This is a genomic window from Ruegeria sp. CDSC054, assembly GCF_059610645.1.
On the sequence record NZ_JBXWOA010000006.1, the window covers coordinates 26,734 to 50,642 of the forward strand.

A 23,909-nucleotide genomic window follows, 5' to 3' on the forward strand; every position below is an offset into this window, starting at 1 on the left:
TGGCCTCAAAGTATGCGGACTACCTTCCACTCTACCCAGAATTAATACCACGATGGTATCGATCTGGAACGCTCGATCCTGACCGACTGGGTGGGCCAGTCCATTGCCGTGCTGGAACCACTGGCAGATGCCATACGAGCCTATGGTGTCACAGGGTGAGGCTGTTTTTGCTGATGATATGGCGCTGAAGACGCGGGCGCTTGGTCAGAAAAAGACCAGAACCGCGTTAGTCTGGACCTAGGTTCGGGATGAACGACCGTGGTCGGGTCTGTGCGCCAAAGATGCACAATCTGACAATCTGTCCAGCTTTGCTGGACGGGCTCCACTACGTCCTTGGTATCAGTTTTCTGTCGACCGGAGGGGGGAGAAATCCATTAGTCATCTATCCGGATACAAGGGTTGGATTCACGCGGACGTCTATTCGGGCTGCAATGAGATGTTCGAAGAAAATAAAGCCCGCGAGGTGGCCTGGATGGTGCACGTCCGGCAAAAGTTCATCGGATTTATGCTGCACAGGGTTCGGCAATTGCCAAGAAAGCCATCCGCCGTATTGCGAAGCACTACGTCATGAAAAAAAGAGGCGCGGGTCGGATCGCTTAAGTAACCATTCGGTGTTTGTTTGTGCATCATTGCAGCCTGTTTTGTTTTCAACGCATACGCGTTGTCCTTGCGGCATGGATACATCCTATGCTCAAACCATGATGATCATAGAGATACCTGCATCCAGATCGGCCGCGTTGTGGACAACAATCGCAGTTTCGTTCCCAACGAAATCCATTTGGGCGGATCAGGCGAACAAGAGGTGAAATCCACAATGACAATGGTCGGTCCATACCATCTCCGTAAAACATCAATGTGAGCCAGATCGCTCGACGCTATTTCGATTGAGGCTGAGGGTGCTGAAATTAAGAAAACGCAACACGCATCTTGGACCAGGAGAACTTGGCCCTGCGTACTCTGACTGAACCCGGCTTGTGTTGGGAATACCATTTTTAGGGTGAAATTAACTTTGGTGTTACCACGGATGGCTTCAGCCCGGTTCCTCATCTCAATTCATTCTTTAGGATCATAAGCAGGACGACAGGCAAACCAACCTCCTCAAATTCGTCATGAGGTGGCTAGCGCCCAACCGAAAAACCAGGTGTTGCCGTAGTCCCGTGTGCCGCGTTCCTAAAATGTAATAGAACGGTTGGGCTCACAGGGCGGACACGTTTAGCCGGCGTCGGTGACCTATGTGCAGGTTAAGGTAAGCGGTTGATTTTAAGGTATTTCGTGGAAGAATTCCGCAGTGCAGCAATAAAACTCTTGCAATGCTGCGGTGCGGCATCCATATTGTCCTCAAGCTGATGAAAACCGGGGTGGGCCCGGTTCGGCAAAAGGATTTAGAACAATGGCAAAGACGCAAGATTTCACCGCGACCCTGAAAGACGTTATGGGCGCGTTCCCCGTTGACACCACCGCTCTGGAAGGTGCTTTCAAATCGACCGCGACGCTGAACGAAAAGCTGTCGGGTGTTGCACTGGAAGCGGCTGAAAAGTCGGCTGAGATCTCGAACAAATGGACCAAGGACACCCTGGCCAAGCTGACCGAGATGTCGAAAGCCAAGGCAGAGCCTGCAGATTACGCCAAAGCGGCCACCGACTTCGCCAGCGCATCGGCTGAAGTTGCAGCTGAAAACATGGCAGCCTTCGCAGAGATCGCGAAAAAAGTTCAGTCCGAAACCGTTGAGCTGCTGATGGCAGCTGGCAAAGACGTCGCCGAAGACACAACCGCGGCCGTCAAAAAAGCCACCAACGACGTGACAGCAGCTGCCAAGAAAGCCGCTGCTGCCAAGTAAGCAAACGCCGCGAGGCGCACCCACTCTTCCCAATCGGTGCAATCGCGCAGGGCAGGTCGAAAGACCTGCCCTTTCTTTTTGTGCTGGAGTGCCTTTTAGGTACGCGTCTTGACCACAGCGCCCTTGGTTGCGAAACGCCGTCCGGTACAGTAAGCCACCTATTCAGTGTACACCGAGACCCATCCATGACCGCACCGTCAAACCCTGTTTCGCAGCGCCAACCGGCTTCCAAAGGCCTTGTCACCAAGGCCGCGAGGCTGTCGGTTGCGCCGATGATGGATTGGACAGACCGGCATTGCCGATTTGTGCACCGACTGCTCAGTCAGCAGACACTTCTTTACACGGAAATGGTAACCGCCCCGGCGTTGGTGCGGGGTGGCGCATTGCATTTGTTGGACTTCAGTTCGCAGGAACACCCCGTCGCGCTGCAATTGGGCAGTTCAGACCCAGAGGAAGTGTCGCAGGCGGCCCGGTTGGGCGCGCAAGCGGGGTATGATGAGATCAACCTGAATTGTGGTTGCCCCTCGGATCGGGTGCAATCGGGCACTTTCGGGGCCGTGTTGATGAAGGACCCCGTCCGTGTTGCCGACTGCGTTGCCGCGATGCGCGATGCGGTTGATGTTGAAGTCACTGTCAAATGCCGTATTGGGGTTGATGATCAGGATCCGGAACAGGTCCTGCCTGAGTTTCTGCAGGCCATTCATGAGGCCGGATGCCAGCGTGTGACAATCCACGCGCGCAAGGCTTGGCTGCAAGGGCTTAGCCCTAAGGAAAATAGGGATATCCCGCCCTTGGACTATGATCTTGTGCACCGGATGAAGGGGGCGTTCCCGGACCTGCATATCTCAATCAATGGCGGTATCACGTCTTTGAATCAGGCGAAAGCGCAACTGGATGCCGGATTGGACGGGGTTATGATCGGCCGCGCGGCCTATCATCAACCCACGGATATTCTGGCCGAGGCGGATGCCTTGATTTTTGGCGGCGGTCAGGTGGCTGATCCGATTGATGTCGTTCACAAAATGGTGCCCTATGTCGAAAACCACCTTGCCGGGGGCGGGCGTCTGCACCAGATCACGCGTCACATGCTGGGCCTGTTTGCCGGACGTCCCGGCGCGCGCGCGTGGCGTCGAGCCCTTTCCGAGGGCGCGGTCCACGACGGGGCAGGCCCCGAAGTGATGCTGCAAGCTCTGGACAGTATCGCGCCTTTGGCAGAGGTTTGACGAGAACGGAATACGGCCAAATGGCCGGTTTGGGGGGATGATGCCCGAGACGATGTTACTGGCCCAGATGTTGGGCCTTTTGCTTGTAATCGGGGCGCTGGCCGGTGTCTTGGCTGGCTTGCTGGGTGTCGGCGGCGGCATCGTTTTGGTGCCCGCGTTTTTCTATGCGTTCCAAACACTTGGATATGGCGGCCCACAGTTGATGCAGCTGTGTCTTGCGACCTCGCTGGCAACCATCATCGTCACATCACTACGATCCGTCCTGGCGCATAACAAGAAAGGCGCGGTGGACTGGGATATCCTGCGCGGTTGGGGGCCGGGAATTGCAGTGGGTGCCATTGTCGGTGTGCTGGTCGCTTCGGCACTGCGAACCGAGGCGTTGCAGGCGTTGTTCGGCGTGTTGGGTATGGTCATTGGCGCATATCTGGGTTTGGGCAAATCAGAATGGCGGCTTGGCGATGCGATGCCAAAAGGCGTAAAGCGGGCCGTTTTGTCGCCCTCGGTCGGGTTTTTATCCGTTCTTATGGGCATCGGCGGCGGCAGCTTTGGCGTGCCGCTGATGAGCCTGTTCAACACGCCCATTCATCGGGCGGTTGCAACGGCGGCCGGGTTTGGCGTGATCATCGCGGTGCCTTCGGTTTTGGGCTTCCTGTTCCTGGACATCGCGCCTGAACACCGCCCTCCGTACACAATCGGCGCGGTCAACCTGATCGCTTTTGCAATTGTTGTAGCCATGACGATGATCACTGCGCCCTGGGGCGTAAAGCTGGCGCATGCGATGGATCCCAAGCCGTTGAAGCGAGTGTTCGCGGTTTTCCTAACGCTGGTTGCCTTGAATATGCTGCGTAAGGCGCTGGGGCTGTGACCGATTTTTGGAACAAAGGTTGGATCATGTTTCCGCACGACCCGACGCTTGCCCAATGGGTTGAACATGCTTTGCCGCGGGCGCGAGCCTCGATTACCGATCCGGCCTTTGCGGAATGGTTGGATTGCGAAGGCACGTGGTTCATCGGCGTGGACGCACTGGACAATGATCCAGAGGGCAGGGTGGCGCGATCGGACGTTTTGTCGGGTCAGGCCATGGATTTTATCTCTGAGCACTATGGGCGGTTGCCACTACACAAAGGGCAGGTCTCGGTCGTTTATCCCGGTTACCCCCGCCCACGTCGCGGCGAGGGTGAAGCGGCCACCAGATACCGGCGGAACCGTGATGCGGCGCATGTGGATGGATTGCGCCCCATGGGGCCGGATCGTCGACGCCGGGTAGATGAGCCGCACGCATGGATTCTTGGCATCCCGCTGACCGAGGCCAGCGCGGATGCCGCGCCGATGGTTCTGTGGGAAGGCAGCCACAAGATACTGGGGGCTGCATTCGCACAAGTGATGAAAGTCCAACCCAAGGACAGCCTCCACTTGATCGACGTAACCGAAATATATCAGGCGGCCCGTCGCGAGGTGTTTGAGACCTGCCCCCGGATCGAGCTGCCAGCAAAACCGGGTGAGGCCTATCTGCTGCATCGCCACTGCCTGCACGGCGTTGCGCCTTGGGCCGAGGCGGCGACCGCTGGCCCGGATGGACGGATGATCGCCTATTTTCGCCCCGAATGCGCCGGGGGAGTAGCCGAGTGGATCGAATCCCCCTAACCTGTTGCCATTATTCAGGTTTGGAGATTTTCGATGATTACGGTTCACACGGATTCTGATGGGGCCCAGATCGAGGTCGAGCTGTCCGGCGAAGTGACAAGCAAAGACTACAGCGAGACATTGGTCCCCGCGATCGAAGCGGCGCTTGAGGCGCATGATGCGGTGCGTCTGCTGGCAATCGTGCAGCCAGAGTTCAAAGGCTATGATCTTGGGGCCGCGTGGTCCGATACCAAGCTGGGTCTCAGCCACTGGCGCGGGTTTGACCGTATCGCAGTTGCGGCTGATCAGGGCTGGGTACAGACAAGCATCCGTCTGGCCGCGCCGATCCTGCCATGCCCCGTTCATGTGTTTGAACTTTCGGAACTTGAGGCCGCGCGCCGTTGGATGCGCGAGTCTCTGGGGGCCATCCACGTGACCGATTTGGGCGGACCCTGCGTGCAGATCAGCCTGATGGGCAAACTGGACCCCGAAGAATACCAACAGGCTGAGCGTGATCTGGATACCTTGCTGAGTTCAAAGAACGGGTTCCGTCTGTTGATCGACCTGCGCGAGTTTGACGGCTGGCAGGGGCTGACCGCACTGGCCGCACATTTCCGCTTGGCCCGAGGGCATGTGGGAATGCTGGATCGCGCCGCCATAGTGGGGGACAAAGCGTGGCAACATATGGCGCAGCGTGTCGCCAGTCACGTTCTGGGTGCCCGCACGCAGTTCTTCCCTTCTGAGGATTTCGAAAACGCAAAATCCTGGCTTGCGGCGGGGTAGGGCGATGCTGATCACGGCGCCAGTTCTCGCCTTACTTTACCATTACGTAAGGTTAATTTACCGACCGTTCAATTTTTCTTGATCGGTCGGTCAAAAAACGCTTAAACCTGAATCGTTCTTCCGCCTGACCACGTCGGAAGACCATTTTGCTGAAAGGCGCTGCTGTGGGTTGCCACTCACTTACGCATGTCTTCGAACTTGATCCCCCCTCGGAGTTCAGACCAACCCGCAGCAGCGCGAACTCAGCCTAAAAGCCAGAAGTGGATATCAGGATTTGTTCATGCGCGCCGCGCGTCCGCCGCGCCGTTTGGCGAGGCGTGGCTTGCGCGCGGGCAGATCTTCCATGATCTCAGCACGTTCATCGCTGCCCATTTTCGACCAGCGTGTGATCTCATCAATGGTGCGATAGCAACCAGTACAGATGCGCTCGGTCGGGTGCACGACGCATATCTGGATGCAAGGGCTTTCGACCTCGTTCCTTTTCCAGACCATGTTTGTCATCGGTGCACCCCGTCGCCCTTAAAGAAAGCGCAGCCTATCCAGCGCTCCTTGCAGAATATAGCCCGCCGCGACGTGATCGATAACCTGTCCGCGACGTTTTCGTGTCGTATCCGCCTCAAGCAGTGCCTTTTCTGCCGCTACCGTGCTGAGCCGTTCATCCCAGAATCCGATCGAAACTTCGGTCAGACGTGACAGATTTCGGGCAAAAGCGCGGGTCGATTGGCACCGGGGGCCTTCGGTGCCGTCCATGTTTTTGGGCAGGCCGAGTACGACACCACCAATCTCTCGGTCCGCGATGATGTCCAGCAATCGGGCCGAATCCAGGGTGAATTTCTTGCGTCGCACGGTCTCAAGCGGGCTGGCCACGCCGCGCATCCGGTCGGACACGGCCACGCCGATGGTCTTTTCGCCCAGATCCAACCCCATCAGGGCAGTCATAGGGGACAATGCGGCGGCGAAGTCTTCGAACTCGTCGTAAATCATTGAGCAATACCTGCCTGAAGTGCGGCAGCGTCGATGATCTCCAGCGCGTCGGCGTTTCCGGCAAAGACCGCCATGGCTTCGTTCCTGATGTCGATGGCGCGCTGTCCTTCGCCCAGAACGCCCAGTGCCGCGATCAGACGGGCCCAATCCTCGGGCGCGCCTCCTTCGGTGGCCAACCGGTCGGAGAGCTGATTAACCATGCCTCGGATCATCTCTTGTCGTTCTTCCGGGGTCAGCGCAGCGGCAGCCTCGACGTCATCCTGGCTTGGGCCGGGTCCTGCGGGGGCCGAAACCTCGGGCGCGTTGAACACCCCTGCGCGAAAGGCCAGCTCATCCAGTTGGGCCAGAATTGCGTCGACCCATGGCGCGCCGGCCGGTGCGTTGCGCAATGCGTCGGTCCAGATGCGATACCCGATGTCGGGGCGCCCGACCTGCACCATCATCTGGCCAAGGTAATACAGCGCCGGGCCATGTCGCGGATCGCGTTTTAACGCTTCGCGCAATGCAGCTTCGGCTTCGGGGGATACATATCCCCTCGCCGACAAGATCATCATTTCGGCCAGATGCGAATAAGCGTCTGCAGGGACAGCGTCGCCAGACAATTCGATCACGCGCTGCTGGGCCTTGTAAGCGGCCGAAAAGTTGCCTGCGTTCGCCTCGTGTTGCGCCAAAAGAACATGGCCTTGCAGGTCATCGGGACGCGCTTCAACGGTTTCACGCAACTGCTCCAAAAGCGCTGCATAACTCTCTTCCAGCTGAGGCAAGGGCGCAGGTGTTGTAGTGGCCTCGAATTCAGCCTGGCTGGGGCGTTCCGCGCGCAAGGTTTCCGCTCGATCAATACGCAGCGACAGAGGTTGGTCCGGTAGCCCCGCCGCGCCCATCCGGTCGTACATCCAGGCCGCACCGCCGACCAGGATAAGACCCACGGCTGCGATAGTGGTGACCGAAGCCCAAAGTGGCGGTCCCGCTCGGGTCGACCGTGCCTGCATCTGGGCGTCTGCGGCCAGAATACGGCGCGAAATTTCGGTGCGAACACGCTCGGCATCGGCTTCGCCGATGACACCTCGGGCCAGATCCTTGTCGACGCTCGCCAGCTGTTCGCGATAAACGCGTAGGTCATAGGCCGCTGCGGGTTCGCGTGCGTCGCGCGTTCGCAGGATGGAATAGCCCAGGAACACTGCAGTCACGGCAGCTGTTAGGATGATCAGGACCCAGAACGACATGGTTTCTCCGATTTGGCTGCCCTGACTTAGACCTCTCTGCGGGCCGACAAAAGGGACAAATGGCCGCTGGCCGACTTCGTGTCGCAATAATGGGGCCTATGTCGCAATAGTGCGATATTACGGCGTTGAACGGCAGGGGCGCGCTGGCGTTACGCGGCATATCTTCGCGCAATCACCGAACCGGATGGATTCGCCTATGAAACACTATTCAGCCTTTGCTGTAGCGCGCGAAGCGCTGCGCTATCACACCGGATGGGAACGCGCCTGGCGTTCGCCCGAACCCAAGAAGAAATACGACGTGATCATCGTCGGTGCGGGCGGTCATGGTCTGGCCACGGCCTATTATCTGGGTAAGAACTACGGCATCCAGAATGTCGCCGTGATCGAAAAAGGCTGGCTGGGCGGTGGTAACACCGGTCGTAACACGACGATCATCCGCTCAAACTATCTGCAGGACCCTTCGGCAGCGATCTACGAAAAAGCGCGCAGCCTGTACGAGGATCTGAGCCAGGAACTGAACTATAACATCATGTTCAGCCCCCGTGGCGTCATGATGCTGGCCCAGACTCAGCACGAAATTCGCGGCTATCAGCGCACGGCTCATGCCAACGCGTTGCAAGGTGTTCAGACCGAGTGGATCACCCCTGAGCGCGTTAAGGAACTGGTACCGATCATCAATATCGACGGTCCGCGCTATCCGGTTCTGGGCGCATTGTGGCAGGAACGCGGAGGTACCGCGCGTCACGACGCCGTGGCGTGGGGCTATGCCCGCGCCTGTTCCGCGATGGGCATGGACATCATCCAGCAATGCGAGGTCAAAGGCGTTCGGTCCGAAAACGGCCGCGTTGTTGGCGTCGATACCACCAAAGGTTCGATCGACTGTGACAAGCTGGGCATGGTGGTTGCGGGCCATTCAGGACAGTTGGCCGAAATGGCGGGCTTCCGTCTGCCGCTGGAGGCGATCGCGCTGCAGGCATTGGTGTCCGAGCCGATTAAGCCCTGCATGGACGTGGTCGTAATGGCCAACACCGTGCATGGTTACATGTCTCAGTCCGACAAGGGTGAGATGGTGATCGGCGGCGGTACTGACGCCTTCAACAACTACACCCAGCGCGGCAGCTTCCATCATATCGAGGAAACCGTTCGCGCACTGGTCGAAACCTTCCCGATGATCTCGCGCCTGAAGATGCTGCGCCAGTGGGGCGGGATTGTGGACATGACCGGCGACCGGTCTCCGATCCTGTCAAAAACGCCCTTGGGCGGCTGCTTTATCAATTGTGGCTGGGGCACGGGTGGCTTCAAGTCGATCCCCGGATCTGGATGGGGCATGGCGCAGCTGATGGCCACAGGTCACTCACCGCTGACCGAAGCCTTTACGCTGGACCGCTTCAAAGAGGGCCGCTTCATCGACGAAAGCGTCGCGGCCGGGGTGGCACACTGATGTCAGTCGCCCCAATGTGCCCCATGAATGGTTTCGGAACTATTCGGGCCGTCAGATCTTGGTTTGATGGTTTTCTTTTCCTCGGATCGGAAAATGAAAAAGGCGATCAGGCCAAAGAAGACGAGCGTGCCGACTACGGTCAATACAATGGTCAAAATATCCATGCCTACGATCTGGGCGTGTGGTCCAAAGAATTCAAGCGAGGAGTAGCCTCATGCTGATCCTGAACTGCCCGTATTGCGGCGTCGACGCCGAAGAATCTGAACTGTCCGCCGGAGGTGAGGCGCATCTGAAACGCTTCGGTCCCGGCTCGTCGGATGGCGAATTCCACGACTACCTGTTCATGCGTGAAAACCCCAAAGGCGTTCATTTCGAACGCTGGCGCCACAGCAACGGCTGCGGCAAGTGGTTCCACGCCGCTCGCTGCACACAAACGCTCGAAGTGTTCGGAACCTATTCCGCCCAGACCACCGAGCCGCCGAAAGAACTCAAGGACGCAATCACTGCAAAGCGCCCTGGCTGGACGTGGAGAGAGTACGAATGATCCGCGCTGCCATCCCTAATTCCGCCTGCGAAAGGTCCGCAACATGAGCACCCGTCTCGCAAAACAAGGCCGGCTGATTGACCGGTCGAAACAGGTCACATTCACCTTCAACGGCACTTCGATGCAGGGGTACGAGGGGGACACGCTGGCCTCGGCCCTGCTGGCCAATGATCAGATGATGATGGGCCGGTCGTTCAAATACCACCGCCCGCGTGGCGTTGTCGCCAGCGGCGCGGAAGAGCCGAACGCGCTGGTCGGCCTGGGGCAGGGTAACCGGTTCGAGCCGAACCAGCGCGCCACCACGACCGAGCTGTTCAACGGCCTGACCTCAATTTCACAGAACCACTGGCCGAACCTGGAATTCGACATCGGTGCGGTGAACACTGCACTGGCGCGGTTCCTGCCAGCGGGCTTCTACTACAAGACGTTCATCCACCCCAAGCCATTCTGGAAACACGTCTATGAGCCGATCATCCGGCGGTCGGCCGGTCTGGGTAAAGCACCCGACAAAGACAACCGCGACGCAGACACCTACGAGCACTTCTACGCCTTCACCGACGTTCTGGTGATCGGTGGCGGTGTCGCCGGGTTGCAAGCGGCCAAGGCGGCGGCCGAGACCGGTGCGAAGGTTCTGCTGATCGAGCAAACCGCGCATTGGGGTGGGCGCGCTCCGGTTGATGGCGGGACCATCAATGATGAGCCTGTGGATAAGTTCGTGGAACAATTGGTTTCCAAACTGGAAACAATGGACAACGTTATCATGCGCAACCGCTGCATGGGCGCGGGCGTCTATGACCATGGTTATGTGCTGGGGTATGAGCGTCTGAACGACCATAAACCGGGCACACAAGGTCCCCGTCATCGCCTGTGGCGTATTCGGGCCAAGCAGGTCGTCGCTGCGACAGGCGCCATCGAACGCCCGCTGTCCTTTGCGGGCAACGATGTTCCGGGCGTCATGCTGGCTTCGGCCATGCGCGACTATGTGGTGAACTGGGGCGTGACCCCGGGCGAGCGTGTGATCGTAGCGACCAACAATGACGACGCTTATCGCACAGCGATCATCCTCAAACGGGCAGGTGTCGATGTTCTGCGTGTGATCGATGCGCGCGCTGCGGCCGGACCACTGGCTGAAGAGGCGCGACAGCTTGGTATTCGGGTCGACCCCGGCAAGGCCATTGCCAAAGTCAAAGGCGGCAAGCGCGTCAAGAAGGTCGAGATCTGCAATCAGGAAGGCATCGGTGGCGCTCGCGAAGAAGTTGAGTGCGACGCGGTTGCCATGTCGGGCGGCTGGTCTCCGGTTGTTCACATGTGGTCGCATTGCGGTGGCAAGCTGATCTGGGACGAGGCGAACGCACATTTCCGCCCCGATCCCGCGCGTCCTCCGCTGGGCGCGAATGGGGAAGGGTTCGTTGTGGCCGCTGGCGCCTCAAATGGTCCGCTGGCGCTGGGTGATGTTCTGACTGACGCGCACGCCGCCGGCAAAGCGGCCGCCAAGGCGGCTGGCTTCAAGCCGAAAAACACTAAGGCTCCGGCTGGTGAGACCACGCAAGAGGCTGCTATGGAAGCGGTCTGGTTGATGCCCGCCAACGCCGACGTGCAGCTACGCATGAAATCGTGGCTGGACTTCCAGAATGACGTCAAGGTTTCGGACGTTCAACTGGCCGCGCGCGAAGGCTATGAAAGCGTCGAACATACCAAGCGGTACACCACGCTGGGCATGGCGACGGATCAGGGTAAGTTGAGCAATATCAACGGACTGGCGATCCTTGCTGATGCGTTGGAGTCGGAAATTCCGAAGGTTGGCACCACCACCTTCCGCCCGCCGTATACCCCTATCTCGATGGGTGCGATTGGCGGCGAAGCGCGGGGTGAGGTGTTCCAGCCGATCCGTCAGACACCGATGCATGACTGGCACGACAAGAACGGCGCCGATTGGGAACCGGTCGGTCACTGGCGCCGGACCTATGCCTATGTGCGACCCGGCGAATCCGTGCATGACGCCGTGAATCGCGAGGTGAAGAACACACGTGATAATCTCGGTCTGCTGGATGCCTCGACACTTGGCAAACTGATCGTCAAAGGTCCCGATGCCGGTAAATTCCTGGACATGATGTACACCAACATGATGTCCACGCTGAAGATCGGCAAATGTCGCTATGGCCTGATGTGCTCGGAAAACGGGTTCCTGATCGATGATGGCGTTGTCGCCCGCATCGACGAGGATACCTGGTTGTGCCACACAACCACCGGCGGAGCCGAACGCATCCATGCCCATATGGAAGAATGGCTGCAGACCGAGTGGTGGGACTGGAAAGTCTACGTCGCCAATGTGACCGAGCAGTACGCTCAGGTGGCAGTGGTCGGCCCCAATGCCCGCAAGCTGCTTGAAAAGCTGGGCGGCATGGATGTCAGCGCTGAGGCGCTGCCATTCATGGAGTGGCGGGATGGGCAGATCGGTGGTTTCGATTGCCGTGTCTACCGGATTTCATTCTCAGGTGAACTGAGCTGCGAAATCTCGGTCCCGGCCAGCCAGGGGCAAGCCTTCTGGACCGCTCTGATGGAGGCAGGCAAAGAGTTCGGAGTGATGCCGTACGGCACCGAGTGTCTGCACATCCTGCGGGCTGAAAAGGGCTTTATCATGATCGGGGACGAGACCGACGGCACCGTGATCCCGCAAGATCTGGGGCTGCACTGGGCGCTCTCGAAAAAGAAAGAGGACTACCTCGGTAAACGCGCCCATTCGCGCAGCCACATGGCCGATCCAGACCGCTGGAAACTGGTTGGTCTTGAGACTGTGGATGGTTCTGTCATCCCTGACGGAGCTTACGCAGTCGGTGAGGGCGTCAACGCCAACGGTCAGCGTAACATGATCGGACGCGTTACCTCGACATATTACTCGGCCAACCTCGGAAAAGGCATCGCCATGGGTCTGATCAAGCACGGTCCAGACCGCATGGGCGAGATCGTCGAATTCCCGGGCACCGATGGCAAAACCTACAAAGCTAAGATCGTGGACCCGATCTTCTTCGACAAGGACGGGGAGAAGCAGAATGTCTGAACCCATCAGCGCACTGAACCACGCAAGCTATGATGGCATTGCCAAGGTCCAGGAATGTGGCCTGCAGGGCATGATTACCCTGCGCGGCGACCTGTCCGACAAGGTGTTGGCCAAGGCTGTCAAGGACGCAACGGGTCAAAAAATGCCCGGTCAGCGCGAAGCTCTGGTCGACGGTGAGTCCGGCGTTTGCTGGATGTCCACCGATGAATTACTGGTGCTTGTTCCCTACGCCGAGGTTGAGGCCAAACTGGCGACCATGACCAACGCGCTGAGCGGTGCACACGCGTTGGCCGTCAACGTCTCGGACGCCCGCGCGGTGTTCCGTATCTCGGGCAGCAATGCGCGTGAGGTGCTGGGCAAACTTGCCCCGGTGGAGCTGTCGGCTGAGGCATTTCAGCCAGGCCAGATCCGCCGTTCGCGTCTGGCGCAGGTGGCAGGGGCGTTCTGGATGGATGACGCCGATACCTTCCGTGTTGTCTGTTTCCGGTCGGCCGCAGACTACGTGTTCAAGCTGCTTAAAGTTGCGGCGCAGCCCGGCAGCGAAGTCGGGGTTTACTGAACCGAAGTGAAGTGAAAAGCCCCGGCCACACCGGGGCTTTCTTTACCCGGTGGTTACGCTGCATACTCCGGAACCATAAGGCTTGTTAGAAGCGCTTATGTGCGCAAAACTGGCGCGGACTTTGACCGTGTTTTTCGCTGAATTAAGATCTGCCTGATATTTCATACGCAGGCTTTGCCCTTCGCTTGACCGGAGGTCGACGTTCCAAAACATGCGGTATTCGCCACTGTTTTTCACTTTGAGTTTGGCGCTGGTCCAATCGTGATGGCCGCTGACAACTTGGGCTTCACGAGTGTTGGTGTCTACCTGAAAGTGATACTCGGGCGCGATCCAGCTATGGCCGTCCGTCTTCGTAATCTCACATTTGTTTTCGTCGGTACCAGCTAAAGCTGATTGCGCGGAAACAATCATCGCAGCAATCGCCGTAAGCGAAGCTTTCATTTTGGTTACCCATCAAACTATTCCGTGGGAGCTCTTCAACAAGCTCACACCTGGGTTGCAAGTGGGGAAACACCTACTTCGACAGGGCTCATGGCTGCCTTCTAGCCAGTAAACAAAACCGTACGGTACCGTGTCATTTCCGTTGGACTGAGGGCTTTCTGAACATCCAGCGGGCGCCCGGTTTCGTCAGTAATTTCAGAGTAAAAGGAGAGACTTTTCAGCAGGTCTGAGGTCCGCTGGTGTCTGTCCTCTTCAGCCAAAAGAGGCGAGTGGAGCGAGAGGTAGAGAGTAGGTCGCGTCCGTTTCAACCAGGGCAGGATCGTTGGCAGTACAAAAAACTCAGCCCCCTCAATATCCATCTTGACCAGCGAGACACCCGACAGGTCATTCGCGGCCTCGAACTGGTCCCATGCGATCGTCAAAGCGTCGTTGCCATGTGTTCCGTCATGCAAAAGTGAGCTGGTGGAATCGCCCGGCTCGCCGCGCACCGACGCAATGCGGGCCACTCCGAACTGATCCGACAACGCCACGCCAAAGGCCGAAACATTGCGGATGTCGTTCAGGTCGAGGTTCCAGGCCAAATGCCGAAAAGCCGTCGGATCCGGTTCGAAACACCAGACGTGCCGCGCTTGGCGGGCACCGTACAGAACCGTGGGGCCAATCCACGCACCGATGTCCAGATAATCCCGATCAGCCGACAGAAACCTGTCGAGCACCGCGAAGGTTTCAGGCTCCCACTTGCCATCTGACACCTTGCGCCAGAATTTCGAATGATATGGGTCCAGTCGAAACGGCTCGCCATTTAGCTGGCCCGCATAGTATCCGCGGGCGCGGTAAAACATCTTGCGCGCCTGTGTAAGCATCGCCTGCCTCCGGGTTTTCTTGTCTCGGCTCTTGACCTGCGGCGGCTGCCAAAGCATTTAACCTTGGGAACCGCAACTTACATTTTTAACAGGGGGCCGATATGGCTTTTGAACTTCCTGATCTTCCTTATGCACATGACGCGCTGGCAGCCAAGGGTATGTCCGCGGAAACACTGGAATATCACCACGACCTGCACCACAAGGCCTATGTCGACAACGGCAACAAGCTGATCGCTGGTACCGAGTGGGACGGCAAGTCGCTGGAAGAGATCATCGTTGGCACCTACGACGCAAACGCCGTCGCGCAAAACGGCATCTTCAACAACATCAGCCAGCTGTGGAACCACAACCAGTTCTGGGAAATGATGGGGCCCGGCGGCAACGCAATGCCCGGTGAGCTTGAAAAAGCACTGACTGAAAGCTTTGGCTCGGTTGACGAGTTCAAGTCGCAGTTCAGCGCTGCTGGTGCCGGTCAGTTCGGCTCGGGCTGGGCGTGGCTGGTCAAGAACGCAGACGGTTCGTTGGCTGTGACCAAGACTGAAAACGGCGTGAACCCGCTGTGCTTTGGTCAAACCGCGTTGCTGGGTTGCGACGTGTGGGAGCACTCCTACTACATCGATTTCCGCAACAAGCGTCCGGCTTACCTGTCGAACTTCCTCGACAATCTGGTGAACTGGGAAAACGTTGCATCGCGGATGTGATTGTTAACCCAATAAGGGTTTTTCAAGGGCCTGTTGGCGGTGACGCTGGCAGGTCCTTTCTTGTTTAGATAGCTGTTTTTGATGGTGATGCTGCGTTTTGCAATCCGCATCGATTGACTGCTTCGAGCCCGAAGCAACTGATGCTTCAGGTCGTACGATTGTCGGCAATTAGAAAACCGTTTTTTTCGTTTGTCAGCGCCTCAGTTCTGCACGAGTAGGTTTTGCCTGATCGCCTCCACCTCCTTATCACTGATGCCAAGAATATCGCGGCGATAAGTGTCAAAAGAGCCATGAGCATCCTTGACCGCCTGAAGAGAGGCTGTGATTTGTTCCGGATGCGCACCGAAGGCCGGGCGCAGCGAGTGGGGGCCCTTGCCAACCAGTTGCTCGAGCTCGTCGTAGGTGAAGGCATTGGTGGTCAGGTAATCGCGCACGACATCCTCTTCGGAATAGCCTAACGTCAACATGGTGACGGCCGCCATGTATCCTGTGCGGTCCTTTCCGCCTGCGCAGTGAAATAGCATCGGAAAGTTGTTCGCATCGGTGAGCAGATGCAGGAACCGGGACACCTGCGGATCAAACTTGGTCGCAAAGTCCCGGTAGCGGTCAATCCTGATCTGGCGCAGGTCGACATCGTGATCCGCAAGCATCTGGTCGATCTCATCGAACTTGCCGTCAAACCACATTGGGCGGATTTGAGACGCGATCTCGATGGGCATGATCTTGGCGATGTCGGCTGGATCCGAGCCAATGGGCAGATTGGCGTTGAAATCCACCGAAGGAATCTGCGCGTTTGGGTGCGTTTCCAGTTCTTCCGGGGTACGCAAATCAACGATGGTCTCGATAGCGAGGCCATTCAGCTCGGCAATGGCGGCATCGGAAAGGCCATCCAACTGATCCGAGCGAAAGAGCACACCGGGCCTGATCCCCGCATCAGGAGTTGTGAGTTCGCGAAAATTCTCAAGCCCATCGACCGGATGGGTAACTTTCACGTCTTCGCACTCCGATGGCAGATCAATGTCCAAAGCAGTATTGCAGGCTGTTGTTTGTGCGGTCGCTGCTCCGCCAGTGAATGTGCACGCAATTACCGCTGCCAAGCTCAATGGGGAGTGCGCTTTCATACCGTTTGTCCTCAATGCAAAAATCTCTTGATCAGATGCTCTTTAATCAGAGGAAGGATAGAAATAGAAAGTTAAAGTCCATATGATTTTTGGATGGAGGTACGAATGCCCGAAATCGAGCAGTTACGCGCTTTTGTCACTGCTGTTGAGTGTGGTTCGTTCTCGGCCGCTGCGCGAAAGCTGCGCAAAGCTCAATCTGCCATTAGCGCGACGATCTCCAATCTGGAAATCGATCTGGATCTGTCGCTATTCCACAGAGATGGCTATCGACCCGTGTTAACGGATGCCGGTGAGTCATTACTGAAGCACGCAAGGTCGGTATTGAGCAGCATGGACATGCTCCGAGGGCAAGCCGAAGCGTTGAGCGGATCTATTGAGCCCAGGTTTTCCTTCTTTGTCGAAGATGGGTTGTTGGTGGATCGTGTTCGAAGCCTGTTAACTGGCACAGCCGATAGGTTCCCAAGCTTAGAGCTCCGTGTGGAGCAGCTTTCGAGGGCTTCTGTTCTCAAGGCAGTTCAGTCAGGTGATGCGGACGCTGCTTTCGTATGTGAGGCGCCCAAGGAGGCGCAAAGCTACAGATGCCTGGGCGTCGGGTTTCAGAGGGTGGTGCCCGTGTGTCACGCTGACCACCCACTGGCTAAACTGGCGACCGTGGGGCGGAGAGACCTGTCCCAATACCGTCAAGCGGTGGAACCGAGTTCAGAAGCCTCAGTCGCTGGAGACCGCATATTCAGCCCGGACGTTTGGATCTCAAGCACTTCGATCACCAGAAAGGCGCTTGTGATAGCTGGCTTGGGTTGGGCAGAGTTGCCCGTCGTTTCGGTGGAGCGAGAAATCTTAGGCGGCGAGTTGAAGGTCCTGGAGTACGAATTCGCGCAGAACGCGATCCTGAGGACGTTGGATTTCCTCACAACAAACGCGACCAACCAAGGGCCTGTGATGAGGTGGCTGACGAGTGAAATCACAACTTGGGATCAGCGCGCCTGGATTGGCGATCATCAGGTTGGCAGGCGATAGCAATGCCGACATTCAAGCAAATTCAGCGAATTCACTGTTTGTCTGCAAAGCTGAATTGAATCGGCAGAAAACCTGCCATTTCAAACTTATGTACTGCCGCAAGTCCGGTCTGAGCCCAATTTGCACAATGTTGCACTAAACACCTATGACTGCTTTGTGCTGCAAATGAGCTTTGCAGGGGCTAGTGCTCTGAAAAGGCCAACTACAATGACTGCTATCGCATGTCGTCAAAGGTTCTCAGCATTCTGCAGCACATCAAGGCAAAACCTTAAGGAAGTGCTTTTCGGCAGCGAACAGTAGTCTTTTGACGGCAAGATGTCCGAAGGTGAGCTTCCGCCTCCGATCAGTATGAGGAGGAAATCTTCTAAAGGCGGCAAAAGCTCTTGCGAGTTTGCTGCTGTCTGTTCCAATGACAGTGATTGAAAGGCGCTAAAAAGCGGCATTTCGATAGTGCCGTCAGTGCCCTCGGGATATTCGTGCAGGTATTGTCGCGCTCCCCAGACAGGCTCAGTAAAAAAATCGCGATAGTAAGCCCGGTCCAACCGACTGAACTGAATCCCCAAACCTTCTTGTTCAATTTTCCCGCTGCGGACACTTTGGTAAATGTCCGTTATTCTCTCATAGACTTCGGGCCACTTCACGGCCTCAACTGTGGCGCTTAGCGAGATAATCGCCTTTTTCTTACCCATGACAACGAAGTCTGAGCGTGGATCGTAAGCCGCGCGCAATTCCTGGCGGATAATACGAAACATCTCGGATCCTTGATTGGCACCGATGTAATCCACCAAGACATTTGTCCCAACCTGGTCAATCTCATCTTCAAACTCTTCAGCTTTGACAAAAAGGATCAGCATCTCGGTAGAGTCAGGATCGGCAAAGTGAATGACACCCGTCGGAAGGCTGAAATCTTCCTCATTCGTGCCAATCAACGCTTCAGCCCATTTTGCGAAAGGCAAATTCCACTTTCCCTTCAGGCGCGGAAGCTTGCTGACCAATCGAAGAGTGCGGCGTTCTACTTCTTGGTCTCCGGATCTTAGGATTGCCTGAATGGGCTGACCAAAACGAAATTCGCCATCCCCAACCTCAGCATCTGCGTCGTCAGGTTCGTACTCCAAAAAATGCGCCACTTCCTTCAGAACATCTTCTGGCCTCCTGGTTCTGGTAGACTTGGTAGAGTTGGAATACTGCAGCTCTCTTGCATACCAGCCGTCCGAGTATTCCGCTTCAAGCAAGAGGTTTTCGAGGTGAACGATGGTCTCTGGAAAGACTTCGTTTGGCGCCGTCACCGTGAGCATCAGACTACGGCGATTTGTTTTGACGTAATGCTTGATCCCTTTCAACTGCTTGTACTCAGCAATTTTGTAGGAAGAACGGCTTGATGTTCCTCCTGAAACTACACTTGAGAGACCAGCACCCAATGCGGCCACCCGCTCTATCGTCGGTCGATCTATCGGCCAAACCAAGGTGAGCTCAGAAATGCCGTTTTCCAGAGGCTTCAGATAAGCAATATTCGCATCGCCTGTCGTTGCGATCAGCTCTGCACGGACCTGCTGCGCTGACAGCAGGCTGAGAAGCAATAAAAGAGAGGAAAAGAACCGGCTTTTGAATTTTTGCATGTTACTCTGCTTTTTCGGCCAACACGACCGAAGTGGCTGATGGCTTGATGACCTTTTCGGCAAAATCAATAACGTCCTGATCCGTCGTATCGTTCAAGATGTCGACAAATACAGTCGGTGTGAGAGGGGGGAAACCATCAGAAGCCACATTCGACAGGAATGATAGAAACTCTGTGGGCCGGCGCGCGGCATTTCTGGATCCAACGACCTGCATCCGGCACGCTTGATTGATTTCATCCCTTGTGATCGGTTCGTTCAACAAATTGGCCAGAGTTTCTGTCAGATGGCTATGCGCCGCGTCCAAGCTGAAGCCGGGCATTAGGTGCAAATCTATGGTAAGTTCCAGATCAGCATTTTTGGCAAAAAACCAGTCAGCGTCGACGCTGAAAACGCGCTCGTCTTGATAGTACAGGGCCTTGTAAAGCCTTTCGTTCAAAACATCGGTGGCGATAAAAAATGCGCCCTGCATTTCGATGCTGGTTGATCGATCTTCGAAGTCCACGAATTTCGCAAACTGGATTGTGTCATGCGCCAACTTGTCCGACCGAATGCGTTCAACAAACCGAACCTCAGGGTCTGGTTTGTCGTCTAACCAGCGTTTTTGAGGGGCCTCAGAAGGTTCTGTGTCCCCAAATATACGAGCAACGAGTTCTTCGGCTTTACTAGGTTCAATTTTTCCCGACACGATTAACGTCACATTGGACGGCGTATAGTGAGTTTTGTGAAACTGATAGGCCTTCTCAAGGTTCAATTTGGGAAGATCTTCAATGGTGTTGTCTGCACGGCCGCGCAAAGTGCCATAGAGGTTTTGAAGTGCAATTCTTCTGAGCCAACGAAGCGGAGACTGCCTTTCACGAAGAAATGTTTCACGCTGTACGATATCAATTTCGCTTTCCGCAAATCCTTCTGGCAGCGATGGCGTGTCAAGGACGGCCCGAGACAACTGCAGCAACATTTCTATGTCAGAAGGTACGCCGGAATTCGTGTACACCGTTGATACGTTATGCGTTGTCGCGTAGATATCGCGCTCTCGGGGCTTTCTGAGTATTGTGGCGTCCGCTGAAAACGCAGCCAGATGCTCAGCTAGATGAGCTGTACCGGATGGTTCCGGATCATCATACGCTCCCGATAGAACAATTAGCTGCACGTCCACACGGTCGAAGTCATCCCTCGGAACCAAATAGGCTGCGTATAATCCGCCTTTCTCAGAAAGAGGGGTGACGCCTTGAGCATGAGCAGTTCCAGCAAACACCAAGAGGACAAGCGAAAAAAACAATACGACTGTGCGCATCATAATCCTTCAAATTATGTCACTTAGTCCAAAAAAACGTCCGTCATCAGGCGTTTAACGAATGCGACAGTGATTTACTAAATGCTTGTGGGATACGAGCTGCTATTTCAAGCCGCCAATTGAAAACTTGCCGAAATGTGTTCGACACGAGACTAAATACGCGCGGAACTCGTACCTTAGCTCTCTATGGAGAGATCACCCAAAAGTAATACATCGTAGAGCAGCAGCGAGTGACAGTTATCCTCCAGAGATCAAGAGGGAAGTGTATGCTTTGCCCGGCGATCCAGCTCTCAGTAGGTTCTGTACAGCATCACGCGTGAACCTAGGAGCGGCAGAAGTGCACGCGCGAGATCTGGATCTGCCTCGATCAATGGTATGACCCGTTCGTCGAAAGACCCCTGATCAACATGCGACGGCAATTGCTGGCCGAAGACCCTGAACAAGCCGCGGACTTCGTCGGCCATCGATGCATTTCTTTGAACAGCCGGCGGCTTCTCAATAGTGTTCTTAACGTGTGTGCCATGCGGCTCTCGATGAAAGATTTACTGAACCACCTAGATCGCAATACCTGTGCAATCCCTCGCGCATGCGTTTTGTCGGTCTTGTTACGCATCGCCGAACGAGCCGCGTTCACTTGCCGTGTTTCCATCCAGACCACATCAAGACCAGCGGCCCGAAGCCCATGACACAGGTGCCGGCTCATCGAAGCAGAACCAAATTCAATCCGACACTGACTGGCAGACCCATCAATCTGGTTAGCCCAAATACCCATGCTTCGTCCCGCAAGCTGACATTAGCCAAAAAGCTATTCGACAGTGCCGGCGTGACCCTGCAACTCTGCCGCAGGAGAAAACCTGCCTATACGTCAACTTTCGAATTGAGACCTATTGTACGCCGCCCCGCAATACCTAGCTAAAGTATGCGGAGGGAGAGAGCCGCAAACCACTAAGAAAACCGTCAGGCACCGCGCTGAATGACTTTGGCGCGTCTCGGGTAAGCTGTGCCTGACGCATGAGGGATGACCAAAAATACGCCATTACAGGAGAACACAATGGTCGAACTTGCACAGGGAACATGGGTTGTAATCGCCGACGGGGAAAAGGCGCTGTTCATGGAGAATATCACCGACGCCGAAGATCCCAATCTGGTTGTCGTATCCGTAGAAGAAAGCGACGGACCAAGGACCAAGCCTTCGGACCGGGCCGGTCGTCGTTTTGACACGGCGCCACATCAGAAATCGTCCGTGGAAGAGAGCAAATGGAAAACCCATGCGAAATCCCTGTTCGTGCAGGATGTCGCCAACCTGTTAAACCGTAAGGGTTTAAAAGGGGCCTATAAACGATTGGTCCTGGTAGCCAGCCCGCATGTTCTGGGGTTGTTGCGTCGGCGGTTGCACAGCGAAGTGCTGGGTAAAGTGGTTGCCGAGGTCGATAAAACTCTGACCAATCATCCGATGCATAAGGTCGAACAGGTGCTGCGACAGCGCCTTGCTCCGGCGACTTGAATTTGACGATGGCAAACGGGCGGTTCTGGCCGCCCGTACATCTGTCAGCCTAAGTCAGAACTTTCCTGAGCGTTGACATTGCAGCCTCCGGGCCATCGACCCAAGTGATGAAATCCGACAGCGATGCGTCGGCAAAGCCTTGGCCGATGACCTGTTGCAACAGCTCGTGCAGCGTATCCCAATAGCCATCCACATTCATGACCAGAATGGGTTTGTCGTGCAGGCCCAGCTGCCGCCAGGTGAGCGCCTCGAACAACTCATCCAGCGACCCCGGGCCGCCGGGCAGGACAATAACCGCATCGGCGTTCATGATCATGACCTTCTTGCGCTCGTGCATCGTCTCGGTGACCACGAAACGGGTCAGGTCCGTCTTGCCGACTTCGCGTTGCAGAAGGTGCACGGGGATGACGCCGAACGTGTCACCACCAGCGGCTTGAGCGGCCCGTGCGACCTCGCCCATTAGCCCCACATCCCCGGCCCCGTAGACCAGCCGCCAGCCTTCTTTGGCCAAAAGGGTTCCAAAGTGTTGCGCCGCGTCGGAATAGGCCGGATTCGCGCCATTTCGTGACCCGCAATACACACAGACAGATTTCTGAGACATGGGTTGGCTTCTCCGGGCTTGTATATGGTGTTTTGACCCGTGATAGCGGGATTGATAGATTGGCTCAACCGTTAGGCAGAATGTGTTTTGCTCAAAGCACTTGCGCTGCGGAGCGAAAGGAAAAGAATGAACTCCAAGTCGGGAAGCGAAAGCTCCGGTACTTTCATCTGGGGGGTGATTGCCGGCATCGTTGCATTAGTCGGGGCGGGCGGGTTGTACCTGTCCGGCGTCTTCGGGACGGGTCCTCAGGAAGCTTCACCGCAGCAAGACACCTCTGTCCAAACCACGGAAGAGGCCAGTTCGGTTTCCACCCCGTCCAAGGATCAGAGCACGGCAATTGAGGAACCGGAAACCGCTGATCCGTCTGATTCCGAGACTGCACCGGCGACGGAAACGGCTGAGGCTGACCCGGGTGTCGCGCCGCCGACTCTGGACCAGATCTTTGTTGAGCCGGACGGCAATACCGTTCTTTCTGGCAATGCAGAGCCAGGCACGGATGTTCGTGTCCTGCTGGATGGTGAGCAAGTGCACAGCTTTACCGTCGACAACACCGGTCAGTTTGCCGAGTTCCTTTCGATTCCATTTTCAGACGATGCGCGCGGGCTTACGTTGGAAACTGCGGGCCAGGATCAACCCGTTCGTTCGGACGACTATTTGATTGCAGCCTTGCCTGAACCTGAACCTGAACCTGAACCGACGACCGAGCAGGTCGCCGCTGCCGAAACGGGTGACGCTGCGCCCTCCGGCGACGAAACAGCAGGAGCGCAAGACACACCCTCGTCAGAGCCAACAGATGAAGCGACGACCGGGGATGTCGAAACGGCGGATGCGCCCGCAGAACCGTCTGCGGATCAACCCCAGGAGACGGCACAAGAAACCGCTGAAGAAGGCAATGAAAATCAACAAGTTGCCATTCTGCGTTCCGGCGAGGACGGGGTTGAGTTGGTTCAGTCTCCAACCGCCGAAACCGACGCCTCAGACGAGGTGGCTTTGGACACGATTGGCTATTCCGACGTTGGCGACGTAGAGCTTACCGGCCGGGTCCCGGACGGGTCTGCGGTACGCCTGTATCTGGATAACCAGCTTGTCGATGATCTGTCGCCGGTTGATGATGGTAAATGGCGCAGCGAACTCGAGGGAATTGATCCCGGTATATATACATTGCGCGTCGATGAAATCGCCTCGGATGGTACAGTGGTCAGCCGCCTGGAAACCCCGTTCAAGCGCGAACCGCTAGAGGTGCTGCGCGCGGCAGAGGCCAGGGATGAGCCCGAGGGCGAACCAGATACGCCCCCCATCCGCGCGGTCACCGTGCAGGAAGGCGACACGCTTTGGGCCATTTCGCGCGACCGGTTCGGTGATGGTATCCTGTACGTGAAACTGTTCGAGGCCAACCGCGGCGCGATCCGCGATCCTGACCTGATTTATCCCGGTCAGATATTCACCATCCCGGAATGAACTATTGCCGCTGGCCCTTGG

At 56.5% G+C, this 23,909-nt stretch carries 25 protein-coding genes and 1 pseudogene; 14 read left to right on the plus strand and 12 right to left on the minus strand.

Annotated elements, in window-relative coordinates; all coding sequences use genetic code 11:
• Window positions 1-298 precede the first annotated feature (298 nt).
• From AC2FGC_RS13290 to AC2FGC_RS13315, 6 genes are all read left to right on the plus strand, one after another.
• Entirely contained in the window at window positions 299-571 is a 273-nt protein-coding gene (locus AC2FGC_RS13290) for an IS66 family transposase (RefSeq protein ID WP_496782665.1), read from the plus strand.
• Window positions 572-1,390: 819 nt separating this feature from the next.
• Window positions 1,391-1,837 carry a phasin family protein gene (locus AC2FGC_RS13295; RefSeq protein WP_496723562.1) on the plus strand — a complete coding sequence of 149 codons (447 nt, stop codon included), beginning with the start codon at window positions 1,391-1,393 and terminating at the stop codon, window positions 1,835-1,837.
• 185 nt (window positions 1,838-2,022) lie between these two features.
• Window positions 2,023-3,060, plus strand: coding sequence for a tRNA dihydrouridine(20/20a) synthase DusA (gene dusA, locus AC2FGC_RS13300; RefSeq protein WP_496723560.1), 1,038 nt, complete (start codon window positions 2,023-2,025; stop codon window positions 3,058-3,060).
• A 40-nt stretch (window positions 3,061-3,100) separates the two neighbouring features.
• Window positions 3,101-3,925, plus strand: coding sequence for a sulfite exporter TauE/SafE family protein (locus AC2FGC_RS13305; protein WP_496766921.1), 825 nt, complete (start codon window positions 3,101-3,103; stop codon window positions 3,923-3,925).
• Between the two features lie 26 nt (window positions 3,926-3,951).
• Entirely contained in the window at window positions 3,952-4,704 is a 753-nt protein-coding gene (locus AC2FGC_RS13310) for a hypothetical protein (protein ID WP_496782667.1), read from the plus strand.
• A gap of 33 nt (window positions 4,705-4,737) precedes the next feature.
• Window positions 4,738-5,466 (plus strand): SpoIIAA family protein, encoded by a 729-nt coding sequence (locus tag AC2FGC_RS13315; protein ID WP_496782593.1) that lies wholly within the window; start codon window positions 4,738-4,740, stop codon window positions 5,464-5,466.
• A 267-nt stretch (window positions 5,467-5,733) separates the two neighbouring features.
• On the opposite strand, the gene AC2FGC_RS13320 is transcribed toward AC2FGC_RS13315, so the two are convergent.
• From AC2FGC_RS13320 to ccmI, 3 genes are read right to left on the minus strand one after another with little or no spacing between them, the layout of a single operon-like run.
• Entirely contained in the window at window positions 5,734-5,967 is a 234-nt protein-coding gene (locus AC2FGC_RS13320; protein ID WP_496740481.1) for a DUF1289 domain-containing protein, read from the minus strand.
• An 18-nt stretch (window positions 5,968-5,985) separates the two neighbouring features.
• A complete protein-coding gene (gene ruvX / locus AC2FGC_RS13325) occupies window positions 5,986-6,450 on the minus strand; it encodes a Holliday junction resolvase RuvX (protein WP_496782595.1) in 465 nt (154 codons plus the stop codon).
• A complete protein-coding gene (gene ccmI, locus AC2FGC_RS13330) occupies window positions 6,447-7,673 on the minus strand; it encodes a c-type cytochrome biogenesis protein CcmI (protein WP_496723555.1) in 1,227 nt (408 codons plus the stop codon). Before ccmI ends, ruvX begins: the two co-directional genes overlap by 4 nt.
• Window positions 7,674-7,869: 196 nt before the next feature.
• Here ccmI and AC2FGC_RS13335 point away from each other — a divergent pair, with 196 nt between their 5' ends.
• Window positions 7,870-9,114, plus strand: coding sequence for a sarcosine oxidase subunit beta family protein (locus AC2FGC_RS13335; RefSeq protein WP_108860433.1), 1,245 nt, complete (start codon window positions 7,870-7,872; stop codon window positions 9,112-9,114).
• Window positions 9,115-9,116: 2 nt separating this feature from the next.
• Here the strand turns inward: AC2FGC_RS13335 and AC2FGC_RS13340 are convergent, their stop codons facing one another.
• Entirely contained in the window at window positions 9,117-9,278 is a 162-nt protein-coding gene (locus AC2FGC_RS13340; RefSeq protein ID WP_496782597.1) for a hypothetical protein, read from the minus strand.
• A gap of 50 nt (window positions 9,279-9,328) precedes the next feature.
• Here AC2FGC_RS13340 and AC2FGC_RS13345 point away from each other — a divergent pair, with 50 nt between their 5' ends.
• Genes AC2FGC_RS13345 through AC2FGC_RS13355 form a run of 3 tightly spaced genes read left to right on the plus strand, consistent with a single transcriptional unit; the run spans window position 9,329 to window position 13,275 of the window.
• Entirely contained in the window at window positions 9,329-9,658 is a 330-nt protein-coding gene (locus AC2FGC_RS13345) for a sarcosine oxidase subunit delta (protein ID WP_109311456.1), read from the plus strand.
• A gap of 43 nt (window positions 9,659-9,701) precedes the next feature.
• Window positions 9,702-12,716 carry a sarcosine oxidase subunit alpha family protein gene (locus tag AC2FGC_RS13350; protein ID WP_496782598.1) on the plus strand — a complete coding sequence of 1,005 codons (3,015 nt, stop codon included), beginning with the start codon at window positions 9,702-9,704 and terminating at the stop codon, window positions 12,714-12,716.
• Complete coding sequence (locus tag AC2FGC_RS13355; RefSeq protein ID WP_496723548.1) at window positions 12,709-13,275, plus strand: sarcosine oxidase subunit gamma; 567 nt, start codon at window positions 12,709-12,711, stop codon at window positions 13,273-13,275. The genes AC2FGC_RS13350 and AC2FGC_RS13355 overlap by 8 nt, the downstream gene beginning before the upstream one ends.
• 42 nt (window positions 13,276-13,317) lie before the next feature.
• Here the strand turns inward: AC2FGC_RS13355 and AC2FGC_RS13360 are convergent, their stop codons facing one another.
• On the minus strand, window positions 13,318-13,716 hold the full coding sequence (locus tag AC2FGC_RS13360) for a hypothetical protein (RefSeq protein WP_496723547.1): 399 nt from the start codon (window positions 13,714-13,716) through the stop codon (window positions 13,318-13,320).
• 101 nt (window positions 13,717-13,817) lie between these two features.
• Window positions 13,818-14,579, minus strand: a complete 762-nt coding sequence (locus AC2FGC_RS13365; RefSeq protein WP_496723545.1) for an FkbM family methyltransferase — start codon at window positions 14,577-14,579, stop codon at window positions 13,818-13,820.
• Window positions 14,580-14,680: 101 nt separating this feature from the next.
• Here AC2FGC_RS13365 and AC2FGC_RS13370 point away from each other — a divergent pair, with 101 nt between their 5' ends.
• Window positions 14,681-15,280, plus strand: a complete 600-nt coding sequence (locus AC2FGC_RS13370) for a superoxide dismutase (RefSeq protein ID WP_113789565.1) — start codon at window positions 14,681-14,683, stop codon at window positions 15,278-15,280.
• Window positions 15,281-15,480: 200 nt separating this feature from the next.
• Here AC2FGC_RS13370 and AC2FGC_RS13375 read toward each other — a convergent pair whose 3' ends face one another.
• The gene (locus AC2FGC_RS13375) at window positions 15,481-16,305 is read right to left on the minus strand and encodes a tyrosine-protein phosphatase (protein WP_496723543.1); all 825 of its coding nucleotides are present in this window, start codon (window positions 16,303-16,305) and stop codon (window positions 15,481-15,483) included.
• Between the two features lie 201 nt (window positions 16,306-16,506).
• Here AC2FGC_RS13375 and AC2FGC_RS13380 point away from each other — a divergent pair, with 201 nt between their 5' ends.
• A complete protein-coding gene (locus AC2FGC_RS13380; RefSeq protein ID WP_496782601.1) occupies window positions 16,507-17,418 on the plus strand; it encodes a LysR family transcriptional regulator in 912 nt (303 codons plus the stop codon).
• 227 nt (window positions 17,419-17,645) lie between these two features.
• On the opposite strand, the gene AC2FGC_RS13385 is transcribed toward AC2FGC_RS13380, so the two are convergent.
• From AC2FGC_RS13385 to AC2FGC_RS13400, 4 genes and pseudogenes are all read right to left on the minus strand, one after another.
• Entirely contained in the window at window positions 17,646-19,034 is a 1,389-nt protein-coding gene (locus AC2FGC_RS13385) for a hypothetical protein (protein ID WP_496723539.1), read from the minus strand.
• 1 nt (window position 19,035) lies between these two features.
• Window positions 19,036-20,325, minus strand: coding sequence for a M16 family metallopeptidase (locus tag AC2FGC_RS13390; protein WP_496782603.1), 1,290 nt, complete (start codon window positions 20,323-20,325; stop codon window positions 19,036-19,038).
• A gap of 290 nt (window positions 20,326-20,615) precedes the next feature.
• Window positions 20,616-20,789, minus strand: a complete 174-nt coding sequence (locus tag AC2FGC_RS13395; RefSeq protein WP_496723885.1) for a hypothetical protein — start codon at window positions 20,787-20,789, stop codon at window positions 20,616-20,618.
• Window positions 20,790-20,869: 80 nt separating this feature from the next.
• Window positions 20,870-21,097, minus strand: a pseudogene (locus AC2FGC_RS13400) (IS110 family transposase); the annotation flags it as partial.
• A 279-nt stretch (window positions 21,098-21,376) separates the two neighbouring features.
• Between AC2FGC_RS13400 and AC2FGC_RS13405 the strand changes: the two are divergent.
• Window positions 21,377-21,829, plus strand: coding sequence for a baeRF12 domain-containing protein (locus AC2FGC_RS13405; RefSeq protein WP_496723535.1), 453 nt, complete (start codon window positions 21,377-21,379; stop codon window positions 21,827-21,829).
• A 49-nt stretch (window positions 21,830-21,878) separates the two neighbouring features.
• Here the strand turns inward: AC2FGC_RS13405 and AC2FGC_RS13410 are convergent, their stop codons facing one another.
• Window positions 21,879-22,430: an LOG family protein gene (locus tag AC2FGC_RS13410; RefSeq protein ID WP_496723533.1), complete on the minus strand. Its 552-nt coding sequence runs from the start codon at window positions 22,428-22,430 to the stop codon at window positions 21,879-21,881.
• 126 nt (window positions 22,431-22,556) lie between these two features.
• Between AC2FGC_RS13410 and AC2FGC_RS13415 the strand changes: the two genes are divergently transcribed.
• Window positions 22,557-23,888: a LysM peptidoglycan-binding domain-containing protein gene (locus AC2FGC_RS13415; RefSeq protein ID WP_496782605.1), complete on the plus strand. Its 1,332-nt coding sequence runs from the start codon at window positions 22,557-22,559 to the stop codon at window positions 23,886-23,888.
• Window positions 23,889-23,909 lie beyond the last annotated feature (21 nt).

Excerpts from the sequence above, each read along its gene's own strand:
- AC2FGC_RS13295 (WP_496723562.1), top strand. The coding sequence starts at position 1,391 with ATGGCAAAGACGCAAGATTTCACCGCGACCCTGAAAGACGTTATGGGC.
- dusA (WP_496723560.1), top strand. The coding sequence starts at position 2,023 with ATGACCGCACCGTCAAACCCTGTTTCGCAGCGCCAACCGGCTTCCAAA.
- AC2FGC_RS13305 (WP_496766921.1), top strand. The coding sequence starts at position 3,101 with ATGCCCGAGACGATGTTACTGGCCCAGATGTTGGGCCTTTTGCTTGTA.
- AC2FGC_RS13310 (WP_496782667.1), top strand. The coding sequence starts at position 3,952 with ATGTTTCCGCACGACCCGACGCTTGCCCAATGGGTTGAACATGCTTTG.
- AC2FGC_RS13315 (WP_496782593.1), top strand. The coding sequence starts at position 4,738 with ATGATTACGGTTCACACGGATTCTGATGGGGCCCAGATCGAGGTCGAG.
- AC2FGC_RS13320 (WP_496740481.1), bottom strand. The coding sequence starts at position 5,967 with ATGACAAACATGGTCTGGAAAAGGAACGAGGTCGAAAGCCCTTGCATC.
- ruvX (WP_496782595.1), bottom strand. The coding sequence starts at position 6,450 with ATGATTTACGACGAGTTCGAAGACTTCGCCGCCGCATTGTCCCCTATG.
- ccmI (WP_496723555.1), bottom strand. The coding sequence starts at position 7,673 with ATGTCGTTCTGGGTCCTGATCATCCTAACAGCTGCCGTGACTGCAGTG.
- AC2FGC_RS13335 (WP_108860433.1), top strand. The coding sequence starts at position 7,870 with ATGAAACACTATTCAGCCTTTGCTGTAGCGCGCGAAGCGCTGCGCTAT.
- AC2FGC_RS13340 (WP_496782597.1), bottom strand. The coding sequence starts at position 9,278 with ATGGATATTTTGACCATTGTATTGACCGTAGTCGGCACGCTCGTCTTC.
- AC2FGC_RS13345 (WP_109311456.1), top strand. The coding sequence starts at position 9,329 with ATGCTGATCCTGAACTGCCCGTATTGCGGCGTCGACGCCGAAGAATCT.
- AC2FGC_RS13350 (WP_496782598.1), top strand. The coding sequence starts at position 9,702 with ATGAGCACCCGTCTCGCAAAACAAGGCCGGCTGATTGACCGGTCGAAA.
- AC2FGC_RS13355 (WP_496723548.1), top strand. The coding sequence starts at position 12,709 with ATGTCTGAACCCATCAGCGCACTGAACCACGCAAGCTATGATGGCATT.
- AC2FGC_RS13360 (WP_496723547.1), bottom strand. The coding sequence starts at position 13,716 with ATGAAAGCTTCGCTTACGGCGATTGCTGCGATGATTGTTTCCGCGCAA.
- AC2FGC_RS13365 (WP_496723545.1), bottom strand. The coding sequence starts at position 14,579 with ATGCTTACACAGGCGCGCAAGATGTTTTACCGCGCCCGCGGATACTAT.
- AC2FGC_RS13370 (WP_113789565.1), top strand. The coding sequence starts at position 14,681 with ATGGCTTTTGAACTTCCTGATCTTCCTTATGCACATGACGCGCTGGCA.
- AC2FGC_RS13380 (WP_496782601.1), top strand. The coding sequence starts at position 16,507 with ATGCCCGAAATCGAGCAGTTACGCGCTTTTGTCACTGCTGTTGAGTGT.
- AC2FGC_RS13385 (WP_496723539.1), bottom strand. The coding sequence starts at position 19,034 with ATGCAAAAATTCAAAAGCCGGTTCTTTTCCTCTCTTTTATTGCTTCTC.
- AC2FGC_RS13390 (WP_496782603.1), bottom strand. The coding sequence starts at position 20,325 with ATGCGCACAGTCGTATTGTTTTTTTCGCTTGTCCTCTTGGTGTTTGCT.
- AC2FGC_RS13395 (WP_496723885.1), bottom strand. The coding sequence starts at position 20,789 with ATGGCCGACGAAGTCCGCGGCTTGTTCAGGGTCTTCGGCCAGCAATTG.
- AC2FGC_RS13405 (WP_496723535.1), top strand. The coding sequence starts at position 21,377 with ATGGTCGAACTTGCACAGGGAACATGGGTTGTAATCGCCGACGGGGAA.
- AC2FGC_RS13410 (WP_496723533.1), bottom strand. The coding sequence starts at position 22,430 with ATGTCTCAGAAATCTGTCTGTGTGTATTGCGGGTCACGAAATGGCGCG.
- AC2FGC_RS13415 (WP_496782605.1), top strand. The coding sequence starts at position 22,557 with ATGAACTCCAAGTCGGGAAGCGAAAGCTCCGGTACTTTCATCTGGGGG.